This is a genomic window from Neptunomonas japonica JAMM 1380, assembly GCF_016592555.1.
GTDB classification, from domain to species: domain Bacteria; phylum Pseudomonadota; class Gammaproteobacteria; order Pseudomonadales; family Balneatricaceae; genus Neptunomonas; species Neptunomonas japonica_A.
This window is the reverse complement of the sequence record NZ_AP014546.1, coordinates 3835606-3852812: the sequence shown is the minus strand read 5'-3', so window position 1 is coordinate 3852812 and position 17207 is coordinate 3835606. Positions and strand designations below refer to the sequence as shown.

Genomic DNA, 17207 nt, shown 5'->3' with positions numbered 1-17207 from the left:
AGTGTAAGGTAAAATTTCGCCCCTTTGGATTTCTTAAGTAAGATCTCCTAAACTGATATTTAAACAAACCAAATTTTGAGGTTTAGCATGGCTCGTGTCACAGTTGAAGATTGTCTGGACAATGTAGATAACCGTTTTGAACTGGTTATGGTTGCAGCAAAGCGTGCGCGCCAGTTGGCAACAGGCGGTAAAGACCCTAAAGTTGAGCGCGAAAACGACAAAGATACTGTTGTCGCATTGCGCGAAATTGCAGAAGGTTTGGTTGATAAGTCTATCCTAGACGATATCGCTCAAAGATAAGTTCCTCTTTTTTAATCGGGCATTGTTCCATCTGGAAGCATTAGTGAGTAGATTATTACTAGCGCGGAAATAATGGGGGAATAATGCCGACGATTGATTTTCTTTCTGACCGATTAACAGACTACCTAGATCTTCAGCAGATCAAGGATGTTCGTCGTGCTTACTTCTATGCAGAACAGGCACATGATGGTCAGCGCCGTAAGAGTGGTGAGCCCTATGTTACTCACCCACTAGCCGTTTCCAGTATCCTCGCTACTATGCATATGGACCATCAAAGCTTGATGGCTGCTATGTTGCATGATGTTATCGAAGATACTGATATTAGTTATGATGGTATTGAAAACCAATTTGGCACATCTGTGGCAGATATCGTTGATGGTGTTTCTAAATTAACCCATCTCGAGTTCGAAACCAAAGCTGAAGCACAGGCAGAAAACTTCCAAAAGATGGTCTTGGCCATGGCTGAGGATATCCGCGTTATCTTGGTGAAGCTGGCTGATCGACTTCACAATATGCGCACCTTAGGCGCTATGCCGCCAGACAAGCGGCGACGTATTGCGCGTGAGACGATGGACATCTACGCCCCTGTCGCTGCTCGCCTTGGTATGCGAGATATGCAGGTAGAACTTGAAGATCTCGCCTTTCAGTCATTCTATCCTATGCGAGCTAAATATATTCGACGTGCCGTTGTGCAGGCACGTGGTCAGCGCAAAGATATGATCAGTTCGATCGAAGATGCCATTCGAAATCGACTCGATCAGGAGAAGCTACCGGGTATCGTCTCTGGGCGTGAAAAACACCTTTATAGTATCTACTCAAAAATGAAAGCGCAGCGTAAGTCCTTTGCGGAAATTATGGATGTGTTTGCATTTAGGATAGTGACCGATACTGTTGATGAGTGTTACCGCATTCTTGGTGCTATTCATAATCTTTATAAGCCGGTGCATGGTCGTTTCAAAGACTATATTGCTATTCCAAAAGCTAACGGCTATCAGTCATTGCATACCGAGCTATTTGTCGCGCGTGACATTACGATAGAAGTGCAAATTCGTAGTCGCGAAATGGATGCGGTGGCCTCTCTGGGTATTGCTGAACATAGTCATTACAAAGTGTACGGTGATTCAGATAGCGCAGTCGGATCTTATAACCGCGCTCGCAAGTGGGTGTTGGGTTTATTGGAAATGCAAAAACGCGCGGGCGACTCCATGGAGTTTATTGAGCATGTTAAAAAAGACCTGTTTCCAGATGAAGTCTATGTGTTTACTCCTAAAGGACGAATTCTAGAGTTACCACGTGGTGCAACGCCGGTAGACTTTGCTTATGCCGTACATACGGATGTAGGTAATTCCTGTGTTTCTTGCCGTATTAATAGACGTTTAGCTCCGCTTTCTGAGCCTTTAGAGAGTGGCGAAACAATAGAGATCATTACCACCCGCAGCGCACAGCCCAATATGGCATGGCTGAACTTTGTGGTGACAGGTAAGGCGCGTTCCAGTATTCGACACTTTTTGAAAAACCAACAGCGCCATGAATCTGTTGAATTGGGACGCCGCTTGCTCAACCAGTTCTTAGGTCACTATGGTAATTCAGTTGATGAAATCGATGCAGGGAAGTTGCAAGCGCTTTTAGAGGGTGCTGATTTCACTTCGTTGGAAGATTTGCTTGAAGATATTGGCATGGGTAATCGCATGGCGTATGTGGTTGCACGTAAGTTAAAGCCTGATGAAAGTGAAGTTGAATCACTCAAAGGTCAGAAGCCAATTGCTGTGCAAGGCACAGAAGGCTTGGTTATTCAGTATGCAAAATGCTGTCACCCGATTTCAGGTGATCAAATAGTCGGCCATATAAGCAGTGGGCGTGGTTTAGTGGTTCACCGCACCGAATGTCGCAACATTCGTTATATGCGAGACGACCCAGAAAAATGTATTTACCTTGAATGGTCTGATGTTATGGATGATGAGTTTACTGTCGTCTTGAAACTAGAAGTAGCATCATATCGTGGCATTATCGCAAGCTTGGCCACTACCGTATCGGGAACAGGTACTAACATCCTGAAAATAGATATGGGAGAGGAAGAGGGGCAGTTAGCAACCGTTGATATGGAGATAGATGTTGCTGACAGGGTGCATCTTGCTCGGGTTATCAAAAAGTTACGTGCACTGCGTGCAGTGAGTCGTGTAACGCGCTTGTAATACTAAGGCTGTGTGTTTCTAAAGAAATTCACGCCTTTGCCGATACTCAATCAAAATTGTTCCTTAATTGATGATTAATCGAATGTTTTGCCTATACTACTAGTTAGTAGCTGCGATCTCTGCCGTATCGTTGCTGATAATTTGACTAGGCAAGCCTCGATTGGAGTGAGCACATTGGCTATAGGTGTAAATACATTAAATAGTGATGCAGGCAAGGGCAATTATGCTCGGTTAGTGCTGCTGCATGACAATGTTGGCAAGGTGCTGGTTCTATTACCGGCAGCCAAACTACTTAATTTAGTCAGCATTTGGCGAGAAACTGAGCGGCATTTACAGCCTGTTAAGGGTGATGACGTAAAACGTTTTTTTAGTCAGAATAAATTGCTATCAAGAGAAGGGCAGCAAAAGTTATTCTCATTGCCGCTCTTTATAGACAGTGCGTTTGAAGACCAGGATATGCTTGATGTAATCGAGCCTTACAGTTCTTTGCGTTTTACGGCTGATCGTTCTTGGTATGTGGCCAGTATGCGCTCTATACGTATGGGGTTGAGTGTTTCTGATATTGAAAATGTACAACCTCAAGGTGATGATGAAACGGTTATTACTCATGCTGTGGAGCGGTTTACTGCATTAAGAATACGTCAGCGCTTGGAAGATACCTTAGGTTTGCCTAGCTTAGCGCCGACCACGCAGAAGATAATTATGCTGCGTTCTGATCCTGCCGCCGGTGTTGATCGTCTTGTGCCTGTCGTGAAAGTGGACCCAAGCTTGTCTGCACAGGTAATGAGTTGGTCGGTTTCTCCTTACTATGCGGCGCCTGGTAGTATTCAGTCGATTGATGATGCCATTATTCGTGTCTTGGGCTTTGATCTGGTGGTAAACCTTGCATTAGGTATTGCTATGGGTAAAACATTGAACCTTCCTGAAGATACCCCGCGCAACCAAACACCTTATTGGCAGCAAGCTGTGTATACGGCAACGTTGGCAGAACGTTTAGCTAAGAAAATGCCAGGTGATATTCGTCCTAAACCCGGGTTGGTTTATTTAGCGGGTTTGTTGCATAACTTTGGCTATGTTGTTTTAGCGCACCTGTTTCCTCCACACTTTTCGCTCTTGTCTCGTTATATTGAGGCGAATCCGCACTTACGCTTAGATTATATCGAAAAGCATATTTTGCATGTGACGCGCGAGCAGGTTGGGGCGTGGCTTATGGAAAGTTGGTCGTTGCCTAAAGAAATTTATAATGGCGTACGGTACTTAAATGATCCACTAAATCCTAAGGCTGACGCTTATGCGCAGCTGATTCACTTGGCCAATCATGCACTACGTCAAAATGGCTGGGCAGATGGTCCCGTTGAGGAGGCGCTGGATTGTGACGTATTAGCCATTACGGGTCTTACTCAAGCGCAAATAACAGAAGAGATTGAGCGTATGCAAGACGACAGTGATGTTTTGCAGGACTTCTCCGATTCACTCGCAAGCCATTAACTGGCTGCGAGTGCTAACTCTAGAGTCTCTAAGTTCTCTAGTTCTTCCATCCATGTTAACTCAGTGCTATCAATCTGCTGTTTGAGCTGAGTCTGAGTTGCCAAAATTTCCTTCAATTTATCTTTGTTACCTGCATCATATAAGCTACTGTCACCGAGTTGCTCTTCAGTGGATAGAAGCTTCTCTTGCAGTGTTTCGAGTTGCTTTTCTAGTTTTGAAACCTGTGCTTTTATAGGGCTGAGCTTCTTACGTAACTCGGCAGCTTCACGTTTCTGCGCTTTACGCTCAGTAGCTGAAAGGGAGCGGTTTTCGCGCTCTTCTGTTTCATTAGCGTTCTGCTGTTCACTGCGGCGCTGCTCGGTTAGCCATTTTTGATAATCATCCAGATCACCTTTGAACTCTTCGACATTACCGTTGGCGACCAATAAAAACTGATCAACCGTATTGCGTAATAAATGGCGGTCATGTGAAACCAGAATCACCGCGCCTTCAAATTCTTGCATGGCAACCGTGAGTGCGTGTCGAACTTCTAGGTCAAGATGGTTAGTTGGCTCATCCAGCAAGAGCAGGTTTGGTTTTTGCCAGGCGATGAGTGCCAGCGCAACACGTGCTTTCTCACCACCTGAAAAACGCTTCACGGGTTCCAGTGCATCTTCACCAAAGAAGCCAAAAGAACCAAGGTAGTTACGCACTTCTTGATCCGTAGCTTTAGGAGATAAGCGCATAATGTGAAGTAGAGGTGACGCCTCTAAATCTAATGCCTCTAGCTGATGCTGCGCAAAATAACCGACGCGCAAATGCTCCCCTGAGTAGCGTTCACCACTGAGTTGAGTAAGATCGCCAACTAAGGTTTTAATCAGCGTTGATTTACCCGCCCCATTAGGGCCAAGCAAACCGATACGTGATCCTGGTACTAATGTGAGAGATATATCTTTAAGAATGGGGCTGCCTGCATAGCCACAGTTAGCTTCACGCATAGATAACAGCGGGTTGGATACTTTGTCACTGCTATAAAAATGGAAACTGAATGGACTATCGACATGGGCAGCGGATATCTGCTCCATACGTTCCAGTTCTTTCACTCGGCTCTGTGCCTGTTTGGCTTTGGAGGCCTTGGCTTTAAAGCGGCGTACAAACTGTTCAATCTCGGCAATGCGTTGCTGTTGTTTCTCATATTGTGCTTGCTGTTGGGATAAACGTTCTGCTTTAGCACGTTCAAAGGCGCTGTACTGGCCTTTGTATATAGTTAACTGCTGTTGGTGCATATGGGTAATATGCGTGACCACTTGATCGAGGAAATCTCGGTCATGAGAGATTAACAGTAAGGTGCCTGGGTAATTTTTCAACCATTGTTCCAACCACATAGTAGCGTCAAGGTCTAAATGGTTGGTCGGTTCATCCAATAACAAAATGTCAGAACGGCACATCAATGCTTGGGCTAGGTTGAGACGTATTCTCCAGCCTCCAGAGAGCGCTTTAACCTCTTTTTGCATATCTGTAGCACTAAAACCTAAACCGGCTAGCAGCTGCTGTCCACGCGCTGAGGCGCTATAGCCTTCAATGGCGTCCAGCTCGGCATGCAATTCGCCGAGTTGTTCGTTCGCACCATTGGCCTCTGCTTGCTCTAGCGCATGTTGAATGCGCCGCAAGGCTTTATCTCCATCAAGCACATATTCAAGCACAGTGCGATTAATCGCAGTGACTTCCTGTGCCATGTGGGCAATAGTGAGATGAGGTGGCAGGTAGCAATCGCCAGCATCGGGTTGTAGTTCACCTAATAGCAGTTTAAATAGGCTAGATTTACCTACGCCATTGGCGCCGATAATTCCTACCTTCCAACCGGGATAGATGGTTAAATCGGCTTGCTCTAGTAAAAACTGAGTGCCACGGTGTAAGCTGAGTTTAGATAACTGAATCATAGGCGCGAGATTCTACCATAGCTATGCAATTACAAAATCCTCTTTGGGCATTTGCGTTAAAAGTTTATTCACATTCTGAGGTGGAGCAGTGCTGTTTAACGCTGCAAAATGACTTTGAAATGAGTGTGAACCGTCTATTATTTGCTGGCTGGTTAGCTTTGCAGCATAAATCGATAGACCTTGCTGCGCTGGAGCAGAGTCAAGCGAGTGTTTGGCAAAAAAGTATGACACACCCGCTGAGAGCTTTGAGGTATCAGCTAAGACCTATGCAGAAAAAAGAACCTGAGCTTGCTGCATTGTATCAAGCGATGCGTAAGGCTGAGCTTGAGGCTGAAAAAATTGAACTGGCTCATTTGCATGCGTTAGCTATTCACTGGCCCGAGGTTGTAATGCCGCCTAAGGTTCTTATGCAGGACAATATAGAGCGTTTAGCTGTGTTTTCTGGGGCATCTATTAGTGTTACCCAGCAAAAATTATTAACTTCTCTGAGTCGGCAGATGATGTTGCTAGGATAAGATTCGCTTCTCTTTGAACTTTACGGTTTAATCAGGCACTAACGCTGTAATAAAAACTTATATGAACGATATCAGGTACAAGGAAAACAGAATGAAAAAAACATTACTGGCCATCGCTGTGGCAGGTTCTTTGGTTGTAATGCCGTTGGCTCAGGCGTTTGAACTGAAAACTGATGATCAGAAAGTAAGTTATAGTTTGGGATTGGTTTTGGGTGAAAAACTTAAGTTAGATCTTGAGACAATGGATCTAGATGCTTTTCAGGAAGGCATCAAAGCTGTGTACCAGGGAACGACACCACTGATGGATTCCCAACAAGTTGGCGAGACAATGCAAGCTTTTCAAATGAGAAAAATGGAAGAGCAACGCCAAGAAGTCGCTAAAGTAGCACAGGAAAATTTAGATAAAGGCCAGAAATTCTTGGCTGAAAACGCTAAAAAACCAGGCGTTACAGTGACTGAGAGTGGTTTGCAGTATGAAGAGACACAAGCCGGTACGGGTAAGCAACCAACAGCTGCCGATACTGTGAAAGTTCACTATCGCGGTACGCTTTTAGATGGCACTGAGTTTGATAGCTCTTTTGCACGTAACGAGCCGGTATCTTTTCCGCTTAATGGTGTTATTCCAGGTTGGACCGAAGGTCTACAGCTAATGAAAGAAGGCGGAAAAGCCAAGCTGACAATACCTGCAGAGCTCGCTTATGGCCCTGGTGGCATGCGTGATGCCATTGGCCCGAATGCAACATTACAGTTTGATATTGAATTGTTAGAAGTAAACCCCGCTCAGTAATACGCGTGGGTCATTAAAAAATGGCCGCAATTGCGGCCATTTTTATTTAAGAATATTCATAATGCCATTAGAGCCGATGGCGTAGTACTCGCCGGAGCCGAAACCAACAGCATAAACACTGGTGCTGGTTGGGCCGTACGGATCACGTTTATGTGCCCGCCAGCGTTTCAGTTCTTTACCTGTGGCGCTATTCCAAAGCTGAATCAAGCCTGCGGCTGTACCGGTTAATAGCTGATCTCCATTTTGAGAAAAACGGGCAGCGACATAACTAACGCGTTTAGGAAAAAAACCATCCGTTCCAGACAGAGAGTGTCGTATTTTTCCGGTCTTCGTGTCCCAAATAATAGCTTTATCTAGATTGCTTGCACTGAACGCTAGATCACCTTTTGGCGTCAGGGCTACTACGTCAATAACATTCTCTAGTGTTATTTGTTGTAGTTGTTCGCCGGTTTTTAAATCCCACAAGGTGGTTTTGTAATCATCTGAGCCGGTCAATACGGTCAGCGTATCAGCACTTAGATCAACACTTCTTACACGGCCTTGATGACGTAAGGTGCGTTTAACCCCTCCGTTCTTGATATCAAAGTAGACCGCTTCATGATTACCTAGACCTAATAGTGCAAAATCTCCTTTTGGCGACAACACCAAGTCTAGTATTTCGCCGGGAGAACTCCAAAACCATTCTGGTTTTCCGGTCAGTGTATGCCATAACACAAGGTCTTGCTGGTTCGCTGTTACTGCAAAATCTGCTTCAGGAGAAAAGCCGGATTCTGCAATGATAGAGCGCTCACCTTTGCGGTGGTTCCAGTCAAATAGTCGGGCATTTTTTTTGATGTCCCAAAGGCTTCCGCCTTCTTCTTGGGAGCCTATAACAGCATAGTGACCGTCTGAAGAGATGTCGGCGCTATATGCGCCAAGCGTCGTATATTCATATACAGAAGAAGGAGAGTTGGCGCTATCACACGCGGCTAATGCACTCGCTAATAAGGGAAAGAGTAATAGCCTGTGTGATCGTTTCAACATTGTTATGCCTCGTCCATGACAGTATCGCGGTGCGATGTATGTAAAATCTCAATTAATTGATCTTCTAGAGCAAAACGCTCTTCCAAGCTTTCACCTAGTTTAGATAGTTGGAAAGAAAACTCCCTAATTTGCTGAACCGTTGGATGTTGAAGAGAGGCGTAGCCATCATTAAAATCTAATGCGATGTCGGTCGTAGGCTGGATGCGTGGAAAAATCTTCTGTGCTTCTTCTAAACCGCCGTCGTCAAACTCGCTGCCTTCATGAAGTAGTTTTTCGTATACTTCAAAGTGGCCAGATGACAAATAATCCATCATTAAAGTGCAAAATGACTCGATGCTTCCTTCAATGTCGCGAACTTCCACATTAGGTAAGGCAACGAAATTGCTTATTAGCTTTTGGCGGTGCTCCAGCCAATTATCAATAACTTCGCTAACACCACCCCAGCGTTCGTGGGCACTTTGGCATTTTTCCAACATGATTAAATCCTTATTCATTAATATATTTTAATACTAATCCCAAGCGACTTTCCTGTGCAATAGAGATCAATTCTGGCGTAGTCGAAATAGGCGGTTATACTTACCTTAAATTGACTTATCTCAACGGGAGCTTTGACGCTATGCTACTACGTTTTTTCGCCATTGTTTTTTTAGTTTATGGTTACCGACTGCTTGGGCTGCAGATGAAGAGCAGCCAGTGGAGTCCGATTATATAGGATATGTTGAACTTAAACCTTTTATTGCTAATTTTGGCGGCTCAGGAAAAATACGTTTCCTTAAATGTGAGGTGACGGTGCAGGTCGGTTCTGAAGCGGCAAATCATGCAATTAACCAGCATATGGCGAATGTTCGTAATGATTTGGTTTTTCTATTTAGTGCACAAACAGAAGCTGATCTAGAAACGGTTGAGGCACAGCAGGTTCTGGCCAAAAAGGGGTTGCAACTGATACAAAAATTGCTGGTTGAAGAAGAGGGTGAGGCTATGATTACCGACCTCTTCTTTACCAGCTTTGTCATTCAATAGTGCTTTAACTCGCTAAATACTCTGCTAGGTATTGGTCGAAGTTAAGCGTATCGCTCGCTTCGATCTCTGCCTGAGCGTTTAGTGATTTATCGACTTGTTCAGTGAGTTTGTGCTGAACAGTTTGAGGCAAAGGTGACAGGTTAAAGGTTTGACGGTGCTCGGTGCTTTTTTGCAATAGCCATTGTGTATGGTTGAGGCCGCTTTCTTTTAGCGCTTTTAGTACCTGAGCCGACGGTGTGAGGGAGACATCGTTTAGCTTGTCATGCTGGGCTGTTACGCAATGCATATAAGCGTCGTCATTATGAAGCTTGCTTAGCACTTTGGCTGTCATTTTTACTTGTTGTAGTATGTCGTCCCCCGCACTAGTAAGGGCAACAGGGCCGTTCAGTGTTTCTAATGTTAACCCTGGTTCGCGTCCACGCGAGACGACTTTATCTAGGTTTGCACTGATCATATCGCACTCGACGTCACTGATCTCATCATCACTCATGAGCAAACAGCTAATCAAGAATGCATCTAAAAACTTTGCTTGCTGGCTATCAATACCGGTAGGTAGGAATGGATTGATGTCCGTATTGCGCACCTCTATATATTCAACACCACGTTGTTGCAGGGCATGTAATGGCTTTTCGCCAGGTGCCGCTACTCGCTTGGGACGAACATCACTGTAGTACTCATTTTCAATCTGCAAAATATTGGTATTGAGTTGCTTGTAATGCCCGTCAACTTTAGTGCCGATGGTTTCATAAGCGCCGTAAGGTGTATGAATAGCTCTGTGTAATGAGCTTATATAGGTGTTCAGGTGGTTAAAACAGATATTCAAAGAAGCCTGAGCTTTGTTTGAATAGCCTAAATCACTCATGCGCAATGACGTGGCATATGGCAAGTAAAGCGTATGGTCATGTAGGGTTTCTAAATTGTGGTTTTTCCCTTCCAAGAAAGAGTCACACAATGCAGGAGATGCACCAAAAAGATAGAGCAATAGCCACGAGTGGCGACGAAAATTCCGGATCAATCTGAAATACGAGGCTGAACGAAATGCCTGTAGTGACTCTGTATTAGCTTGCTGGGTCTGCAATGCTTGCCAAAAATCATCAGGGAGCGAAAAGTTGTAGTGAATACCTGCGATGGTTTGCATCATTTTGCCATAGCGATGCTCAAGGCCGACACGGTAAATATGCTTTAGTTGGCCAACATTAGAGGCGCCAAAATGGGCGATAGGAATATCGGCTTCATCTTTAATATGGCAAGGCATGCTACCGCCCCATATGAGCTCTTCACCTAAATGCTGGTAACTGAATTTATGCAGCTCTTCAAGGAAGTTGAGCGCCTCTTCAGGTGCTTCAAAAACAGGTGTAATGAATTCTAGCAAAGATTCAGAATAGTCGGTGGTGATATCACCATTGGTCAGTGCCGACCCAAGCCCTACTGGGTGGCCTATCTGAGATAACTCACCAGAGCCATCAACACGTAAGCCTTCTTTTTCGATGCCATGCAGGATGCCCTTGAAGTGGACGTCATTGCCGCTGGACACAAGTTGTTCAAGCTGTTTTTTTAGAACTGATGCCAAAGCTTAGCCCTTCCCAGATGATAAAATGGTTAGCATTATAACCAAACTGCTCTTAATAAAGCACAGAAACAGTGCGTTGCACTATTTAACTTTAAAACCTGCTGCTTGTAATCCAGCAGCTAGCCCGGTGTTTAAATGTGAGCTTGTATGAGAGCGGTTAGGCTTATTGGATTTAGGTGCTGCCGGTTTAGTTGTGGAGCGTTGGTCAGTAGCTACTGCTTGGCTCTTCATTGATAGTGCAATACGCCTGCGTGCTTCATCAACGTCAGTGACTCTGACATGTACAATATCGCCTGTTTTGACCAGTGTGTGTGGGTCTTTCACGAACTGGTCGGATAATTGCGAAATATGTACCAGGCCGTCCTGGTGTACACCGATATCAACAAAGGCACCAAAATTAGTGACATTGGTAATGACGCCTTCAAGTTGCATATCAACATGTAGATCTTTGATGGTTTCTATACCCTCGGCAAACTGCGCTGTTTTGAACTCAGGGCGCGGGTCTCTGCCTGGTTTATCTAGTTCAGAAATAACATCACGTACGGTGTATTCACCATATTGGGCTGAGATAAACTGTTGTGTTGTGAGTGCTTGGATTAAATCACTATTACCTATCAGCTCCGTTGTTTTGCAACGCAAGGCGGCAGCCATGTTGTCTACTAGCGCATAGGATTCCGGGTGAACAGCGGAGTTGTCCAGTGGTTGCTTTCCTTCTCGTATTCTAAGAAATGCAGCGCATTGTTCGAAAGCTTTTGCGCCTAGTCTTGGTACTTTCAGCAATTCTTTACGATTCGTGAAGCGACCTTGCTTATCGCGGTAATCAATAATGTTTTGTGCTGTCGTACGGTTTAGCCCAGCGACCTGCGAAAGGAGCTCGCAGGAGGCGGTATTCAGATCGACGCCTACATGGTTTACACCGTCTTCGACCACGTTTTCTAGTGATCCTGCGAGTGATTTTTGATCCACATCGTGTTGGTATTGGCCTACGCCGATGGCTTTTGGGTCAATCTTTACGAGTTCTGCCAGCGGGTCTTGCAAGCGACGAGCGATAGATACGGCGCCGCGAATAGTAACATCTAAATCAGGGAACTCTCGGCTGGCAAGTTCTGATGCGGAATACACCGATGCGCCTGCTTCGCTGACCATAACAGCGGTAAAGTTTAATTCTGGATGGCGCTTACTTAGGTCTTTTGCTAGTTGCTCTGTCTCGCGTGATGCTGTGCCATTGCCGATACTAATAAGCGATACTTTGTATTTGGCTGCAAGCTTTGCAAGCGTATTTAATGCTTCGTCCCAGCGTTTATGGGGGGCGTGTGGATACAAGGTGCAGTGATCGAGCAATTTTCCTGTGGCATCAACGACAGCAACCTTGGTGCCGGTTCTTAGGCCAGGGTCTAGCCCAATGGTTATTTTAGGGCCAGCAGGGGCTGCAAGTAGTAAGTCTTTAAGGTTGCGAGCAAAAACATTAATTGCTTCTGCCTCGGCTTCTTCTCGTAAGCGCTTAAGAAGGTCTGTTTCAATCTGTTTGTGTAGCTTTTGAGTCCATGTGTGTTCAACGCAATTTTGTAGCCATCGCTCGCGAGTGCTGTTGCCTGAGGGTGTGCCTACATGCTGCTTAATGATGTTGATAGGCTCTTGTTGCATGCTTGGTTCAGGCAGTAATGCAATTTTAAGTTCTCCCTCTTTATTTCCGCGAAACATTGCCAGTGCACGATGTGAAGGCATCTTTCGAACAGGCTCTTTATGGTCGTAATAGTCGCGAAATTTACTGTCTTCTGATGCTTTGCCGCGTGTCACGCTAACGGTGGTGATACCGTTACTCCACAGCCAGCTGCGTAGTCGGTTGAGGAGGTCTGCTTGCTCTGAGAATTGCTCCATCAGAATTTGCTGCGCTCCCGCTAACGCGCTTTCCGGGTCAATAACCTGCTTTTGCGGGTTAATGTATTGGCTTGCTGCCTGCATCGGGTCGCAAGGTGTTTTCAGTAATTTCAGGGCAAGCGGTTCAAGGCCTGCTTCGCGTGCCGCTTGTGCTTTTGTGCGGCGTTTTGGGCGATACGGTAGGTATAAATCTTCTAGGCGTACTTTGGTATCTGCAGAGGTGATGGCTGTTTTTAGATCGGCTGTTAGCTTGCCTTGCTCTTCAATACTACTAAGAATCGCCTGCTTGCGACTCTCTAGAATTCTTAAGTAATCGACTCTTATAGCTAACTGGCGTAGCTGAATATCATCTAAAGCCCCCGTGATCTCTTTACGGTAACGCGCAATGAACGGCACAGTAGCGCCTTCGTCCAATAAGGTGATAGTGGCAGCCACCTGTTGTGTACGAACGCCGAGTTCCTGAGCGATTTGAGCAGCGAGAGTCATAAAGTTATCCGATTGATTAGATGAGTTATTAATATGCGTAAACATACTATGTATAAAACTAGCAGGTTACGCCAGTAGGCGTGAAAAACTTGGTTAAGGGAGGAGTAAGCCTCCCTTATGTGGCAGATAGAGTTAAGTTAAGGAACTTGTAATACCTGCATCGAGTTTGTGCCGCCGTGTTCCCCAAGTGTAGCGCCTCGAGTGAGGATAATGAGGTCACCACTTGTTAGTAATTCTTTCGCTTTAAGGCCTGCCAGAATTTCATCGTTGAGGCTGTTTTCTGGTACGCCAGTTGCGTCAAAGTGCATTGCTTCTACACCACGATAAAGCGCCATGCGGCGCATAGTGCGGTCATGACGTGTTAGGGCGTAAATTGGCAAGCCTGAGCGAATACGGGACATCCAACGTGGTGTCGAACCTGATTCAGTTAGGCAGATAATAGCCTTGATACCTACTAAATGATTGGCGGTGTACATGGCAGAGCGAGCAATGGTTTCATCAATGCGGTTGCCTTGTTGGGATATGCTTGTCACCGCTGGGCGTGCTGACTGATGCCTCTCAGCGCCTTGGCAAATTTCTGTCATGGATTTAACCACGGCAACCGGGAAATCTCCTGCCGCAGTTTCTGCTGATAACATCACAGCGTCTGTGCCGTCGAGTATTGCGTTAGCGACATCAAAAACCTCAGCACGTGTTGGCATTGGGCTTTTGATCATGGTTTCCATCATTTGGGTCGCAGTAATGACTGTGCGGTTCAACTCGCGAGCACGGTTGATAATATGTTTTTGAACACCAATCAGTTGTGCATCGCCAATTTCTACCCCTAAATCACCGCGTGCCACCATGACGCTATCACTGGCGAGGATAAGTGCATCAAGAATGTCATCATCGGCAACGGTTTCAGCGCGTTCAATTTTAGCAATAATCTCAGCACGACACCCCGCCGCTAGCAGTAATGCCCGTGCCTCTTCGATATCGGCGGCAGAGCGCGGAAAAGATACGGCCACATAATCCATATCCAGCTCAGCGGCGACTAATATGTCTCGTTTGTCTTTCTCTGTTAGGGCTGCGGCAGATAAGCCGCCACCTTGCTTATTAATCCCTTTGTTATTTGATAATGGGCCGTTGAGTAACACCTCTGTTTCTACTCTTGAGCCATTAACCTTCAGTACTTTTAACTGCATACGGCCATCATCTAGCAGCAATATGTCACCTGAGCTGCAGTCATTCGGTAGCTCTTTATAATCTAAGCCGACCTGATGTTGATCACCTACAGCGCTTGGAAGCTCGCCATCAAGAGTGAATAGGTCACCCGTTTTTAGCTCTATGCGGTCTGTTTTGAATTTTGCAATGCGGATCTTAGGGCCTTGTAAATCGCCTAAAACCGCGACGATTTTACCGATACGGCGTGAGGTGTCGCGGACCTCTTTGGCGCGACGGCGATGGTCGTTAGCCGTGCCATGAGAGAAATTCAAACGTACTACGTTCACTCCTGAGCGAATTAATTCCTCTAAGACGCCGGGTTGGTCTGTAGAAGGCCCTAAAGTAGCTACAATTTTAGTACGTTTTAGCATAATAACTCTCTGTCATTGGTACGGGTAAAGTGAGGAAGGTGCATTGTATATTGATTAGTGCAAATGCCGTGATATCTTCCTTTCGTGTGAAAAACAAATGTTTCCTATAGAATCATAGCAGTAGATAATTTCCACTTCACATTAAGATATTTTAGTTTGCCATTAAATTATTAGAAGGGGTGCGATTCTGGCAAGATATTTTTCAACTTACCGGCCTTGGGTGGCGGTGGCGTTGACATGCGTATTTATTTTATTGCTCATACAAGCCGCTAGTCTTAGCCGCCAACAAGCATTGAACAATCTGCAGCAGAAAACGTTGGCGGATATGAATCGATACATGTTGAATTTACAGCAGACGCTTGACCGTTATAAAGACCTGCCTCGTCTGCTATCCACACATTCTGAGCTTATTAATACACTGCTCTATGACTCCAGTAATGATGCACAGATGCGCGCTAATTTATATCTTGAGCAGGTCAATGATGTGATTGGTGCATCAGACACTTATTTGATGAATGCTCAAGGCTCGACGGTGTCAGCTAGTAATTGGAGTAAGGAAGCATCGTTTGTAGGTAGAGATTTTAGTTTTCGTCCATATTTTCAAGACGCCATACAAGGGCGTGCTGGGCGTTACTTTGCGTTAGGAACAACATCAAAAAAACGTGGTTATTTCTTTTCCTACCCTGTTGAGCATCGCGGCAGAATTATTGGTGCTGTCATTGTTAAGATTGATCTGAATGAAATAGAAACAGACTGGAATGATGTATCCACTGATTTAGTTGTTAGCGATGATGACGGCGTTATCTTTATCTCAACGCGAAAAGATTGGAAGTTTCACACTCTCACACCGTTAGCGCCACTGGATGCGCAACGAATCTATCAAAGTTTACGCTACGGCGATTACCCGTTGACTTCGTTGGACATTATCAAGCGTAGCGCGCGCGATGATGGCAGTCAATTAATCACCTTAATAGATAGCGGGGATGTTAGTAATACGGCATTAGATGGTATAAAAACAGGGGAGTATTTACTGCAAAGTACCGTGGTTGATGGTGCTGGTTTTACTGTATCGATATTGGCCAGTATGAAACCGGTACAGCGCCAAGTTTTGAATGCCATTATGTTGGCTGCATTTGTCTACCTTGCTATGGTGTTGTTAGTGATGGTGATTATCTCAAGGCGACGTATCGTAAAGGAGCGTGCTCGCTTTAAGCAAAGAGAACTGCAGGCATTAGAAAAAAATGAATCTCGTATCCGTGACATTATTGATAATACGCAGGCTGGGTTAATAACGCTGGATAGTGAAGGACGAGTAGATTCGTTTAATCGTACCGCAGAAAAGCTCTTTGGTTATAACGAAGAACGGGTGAAACATCAGTATTTTAGCTTGTTTTTATCCCAAGAAGACCGCCCCGTATGTTGGCAGCATATTACCCAGGCCTCCGTTGCAGAAGTTCCTGACCTGATGATCGAGGCTTCTGGTAAGCGCCAAAGTGGTACGTATTTTCCGATAGAGATCACAATAGGGAAGATGCAGCGTGGTGACGTGTTACGCTTTGTTGTGACCATTCACGATATTACTCAACGCAAAGAATATGAATTAGCGCTGCAAAATTCTCAGGCAGAACTGGAGTCGAGAGTACATGAACGTACCTCTGATTTAACTTATGCTAATGCCAAGCTTAGAGAAGAGATGGACCTACATAAAAATACCCAAAACGAATTAATCCAGACGGCTAAACTGGCAGTATTAGGACAAATGTCTGCGGGTATTAATCATGAATTGAATCAACCTTTAACGGCTATTCGCGCTTATGCGGATAATGCACAACAATTTTTAAAGTTGGATCGATTGGAGCCGGTCGGCACTAACTTGGCAGAAATTAGCCAGCTAACAGAGCGTATGGCTAAAATCATTCACCCATTGAAAGAGTTTGCGCGTAAAACCAGTGGGCATGCTGAAACTGTTTGTATGAAGTCGGTTAAAGACGGGGCTATGTCGATTATGTATGGTCGTTTGAGTCGTGAGCAAGTATCCATCAGCTGGCCTAGTAGCTTAGAGTCATGCTTTGTGTTGGGTGATATTGTACGCATTGAGCAAGTGATGGTGAATTTGATCGCTAATGCTATACAAGCGATGGAGTCACTAGAGGATAAGCGAATTGATATTACGCTAGAGTCATGTAATAACGAGCAGGCTTTACTGGTACGTGACTATGGCCCAGGTATACCTGAAGATGAGCTTGGGAGGGTGTTTGAGCCTTTTTATACAACGAAGAAAGCAGGTCAGGGGCTGGGGCTAGGGCTGTCTATTTCATATCGCATTATTGATAGTTTGGGAGGTGATTTAAGCGTCTCTAACCATCCTCAAGGAGGCGCTGTATTTAGGCTCTCTTTGCCTACAGATCCTTATCAGGGTATTGATCAGCAATTGACATCTAGGTAGCGAGAAACG

General features: G+C 45.2%; 13 protein-coding genes. 7 read left to right on the top strand and 6 right to left on the bottom strand.

Going from position 1 to position 17207, the window contains the following annotated elements; genetic code table 11:
* Positions 1-87 precede the first annotated feature (87 nt).
* The 3 genes from rpoZ (at position 88) to NEJAP_RS18210 (ending at position 3980) form a co-directional block, all read left to right on the top strand.
* Positions 88-300 (top strand): DNA-directed RNA polymerase subunit omega, encoded by a 213-nt coding sequence (rpoZ, locus tag NEJAP_RS18220; RefSeq protein ID WP_201348517.1) that lies wholly within the window; start codon positions 88-90, stop codon positions 298-300.
* 83 nt (positions 301-383) lie between these two features.
* On the top strand, positions 384-2492 hold the full coding sequence (locus tag NEJAP_RS18215; protein ID WP_201348516.1) for a RelA/SpoT family protein: 2109 nt from the start codon (positions 384-386) through the stop codon (positions 2490-2492).
* Positions 2493-2657: 165 nt separating this feature from the next.
* Positions 2658-3980 (top strand): HDOD domain-containing protein, encoded by a 1323-nt coding sequence (locus NEJAP_RS18210; protein WP_419197837.1) that lies wholly within the window; start codon positions 2658-2660, stop codon positions 3978-3980.
* On the opposite strand, the gene NEJAP_RS18205 is transcribed toward NEJAP_RS18210, so the two are convergent.
* Positions 3977-5899: an ATP-binding cassette domain-containing protein gene (locus NEJAP_RS18205; protein ID WP_201348515.1), complete on the bottom strand. Its 1923-nt coding sequence runs from the start codon at positions 5897-5899 to the stop codon at positions 3977-3979. The genes NEJAP_RS18210 and NEJAP_RS18205 overlap by 4 nt on opposite strands.
* Before the next feature lie 23 nt (positions 5900-5922).
* On the opposite strand from NEJAP_RS18205, the gene NEJAP_RS18200 reads away from it, so the two are divergent.
* Together NEJAP_RS18200 and NEJAP_RS18195 are read left to right on the top strand one after the other, a co-directional pair.
* Entirely contained in the window at positions 5923-6414 is a 492-nt protein-coding gene (locus NEJAP_RS18200) for a TIGR02444 family protein (RefSeq protein ID WP_201348514.1), read from the top strand.
* Between the two features lie 91 nt (positions 6415-6505).
* Positions 6506-7201 (top strand): FKBP-type peptidyl-prolyl cis-trans isomerase, encoded by a 696-nt coding sequence (locus NEJAP_RS18195; RefSeq protein ID WP_201348513.1) that lies wholly within the window; start codon positions 6506-6508, stop codon positions 7199-7201.
* 42 nt (positions 7202-7243) lie between these two features.
* Here the strand turns inward: NEJAP_RS18195 and NEJAP_RS18190 are convergent, their stop codons facing one another.
* Together NEJAP_RS18190 and rsd are read right to left on the bottom strand one after the other, a co-directional pair.
* On the bottom strand, positions 7244-8224 hold the full coding sequence (locus NEJAP_RS18190) for a WD40 repeat domain-containing protein (protein WP_201348512.1): 981 nt from the start codon (positions 8222-8224) through the stop codon (positions 7244-7246).
* 2 nt (positions 8225-8226) lie between these two features.
* Positions 8227-8700 (bottom strand): sigma D regulator, encoded by a 474-nt coding sequence (gene rsd / locus NEJAP_RS18185; protein WP_201348511.1) that lies wholly within the window; start codon positions 8698-8700, stop codon positions 8227-8229.
* A gap of 217 nt (positions 8701-8917) precedes the next feature.
* Between rsd and NEJAP_RS18180 the strand changes: the two genes are divergently transcribed.
* A complete protein-coding gene (locus NEJAP_RS18180; RefSeq protein ID WP_201348510.1) occupies positions 8918-9244 on the top strand; it encodes a flagellar basal body-associated FliL family protein in 327 nt (108 codons plus the stop codon).
* Positions 9245-9248: 4 nt separating this feature from the next.
* Here NEJAP_RS18180 and gshA read toward each other — a convergent pair whose 3' ends face one another.
* From gshA to pyk, 3 genes are all read right to left on the bottom strand, one after another.
* Complete coding sequence (gene gshA / locus NEJAP_RS18175) at positions 9249-10814, bottom strand: glutamate--cysteine ligase (RefSeq protein WP_201348509.1); 1566 nt, start codon at positions 10812-10814, stop codon at positions 9249-9251.
* A gap of 81 nt (positions 10815-10895) precedes the next feature.
* Positions 10896-13178, bottom strand: a complete 2283-nt coding sequence (locus NEJAP_RS18170) for a Tex family protein (RefSeq protein WP_201348508.1) — start codon at positions 13176-13178, stop codon at positions 10896-10898.
* Between the two features lie 137 nt (positions 13179-13315).
* Positions 13316-14752 (bottom strand): pyruvate kinase, encoded by a 1437-nt coding sequence (gene pyk, locus NEJAP_RS18165; RefSeq protein WP_201348507.1) that lies wholly within the window; start codon positions 14750-14752, stop codon positions 13316-13318.
* A 226-nt stretch (positions 14753-14978) separates the two neighbouring features.
* Between pyk and NEJAP_RS18160 the strand changes: the two genes are divergently transcribed.
* A complete protein-coding gene (locus tag NEJAP_RS18160) occupies positions 14979-17198 on the top strand; it encodes an ATP-binding protein (RefSeq protein WP_236590989.1) in 2220 nt (739 codons plus the stop codon).
* The last annotated feature ends 9 nt before the right edge of the window (positions 17199-17207 follow it).

Bases quoted from the DNA above. Each gene is read 5' to 3' on its own strand.
- rpoZ (WP_201348517.1), top strand. From the start codon at position 88: ATGGCTCGTGTCACAGTTGAAGATTGTCTGGACAATGTAGATAACCGT.
- NEJAP_RS18215 (WP_201348516.1), top strand. From the start codon at position 384: ATGCCGACGATTGATTTTCTTTCTGACCGATTAACAGACTACCTAGAT.
- NEJAP_RS18205 (WP_201348515.1), bottom strand. From the start codon at position 5,899: ATGATTCAGTTATCTAAACTCAGCTTACACCGTGGCACTCAGTTTTTA.
- NEJAP_RS18200 (WP_201348514.1), top strand. From the start codon at position 5,923: ATGCAATTACAAAATCCTCTTTGGGCATTTGCGTTAAAAGTTTATTCA.
- NEJAP_RS18195 (WP_201348513.1), top strand. From the start codon at position 6,506: ATGAAAAAAACATTACTGGCCATCGCTGTGGCAGGTTCTTTGGTTGTA.
- NEJAP_RS18190 (WP_201348512.1), bottom strand. From the start codon at position 8,224: ATGTTGAAACGATCACACAGGCTATTACTCTTTCCCTTATTAGCGAGT.
- rsd (WP_201348511.1), bottom strand. From the start codon at position 8,700: ATGTTGGAAAAATGCCAAAGTGCCCACGAACGCTGGGGTGGTGTTAGC.
- NEJAP_RS18170 (WP_201348508.1), bottom strand. From the start codon at position 13,178: ATGACTCTCGCTGCTCAAATCGCTCAGGAACTCGGCGTTCGTACACAA.
- pyk (WP_201348507.1), bottom strand. From the start codon at position 14,752: ATGCTAAAACGTACTAAAATTGTAGCTACTTTAGGGCCTTCTACAGAC.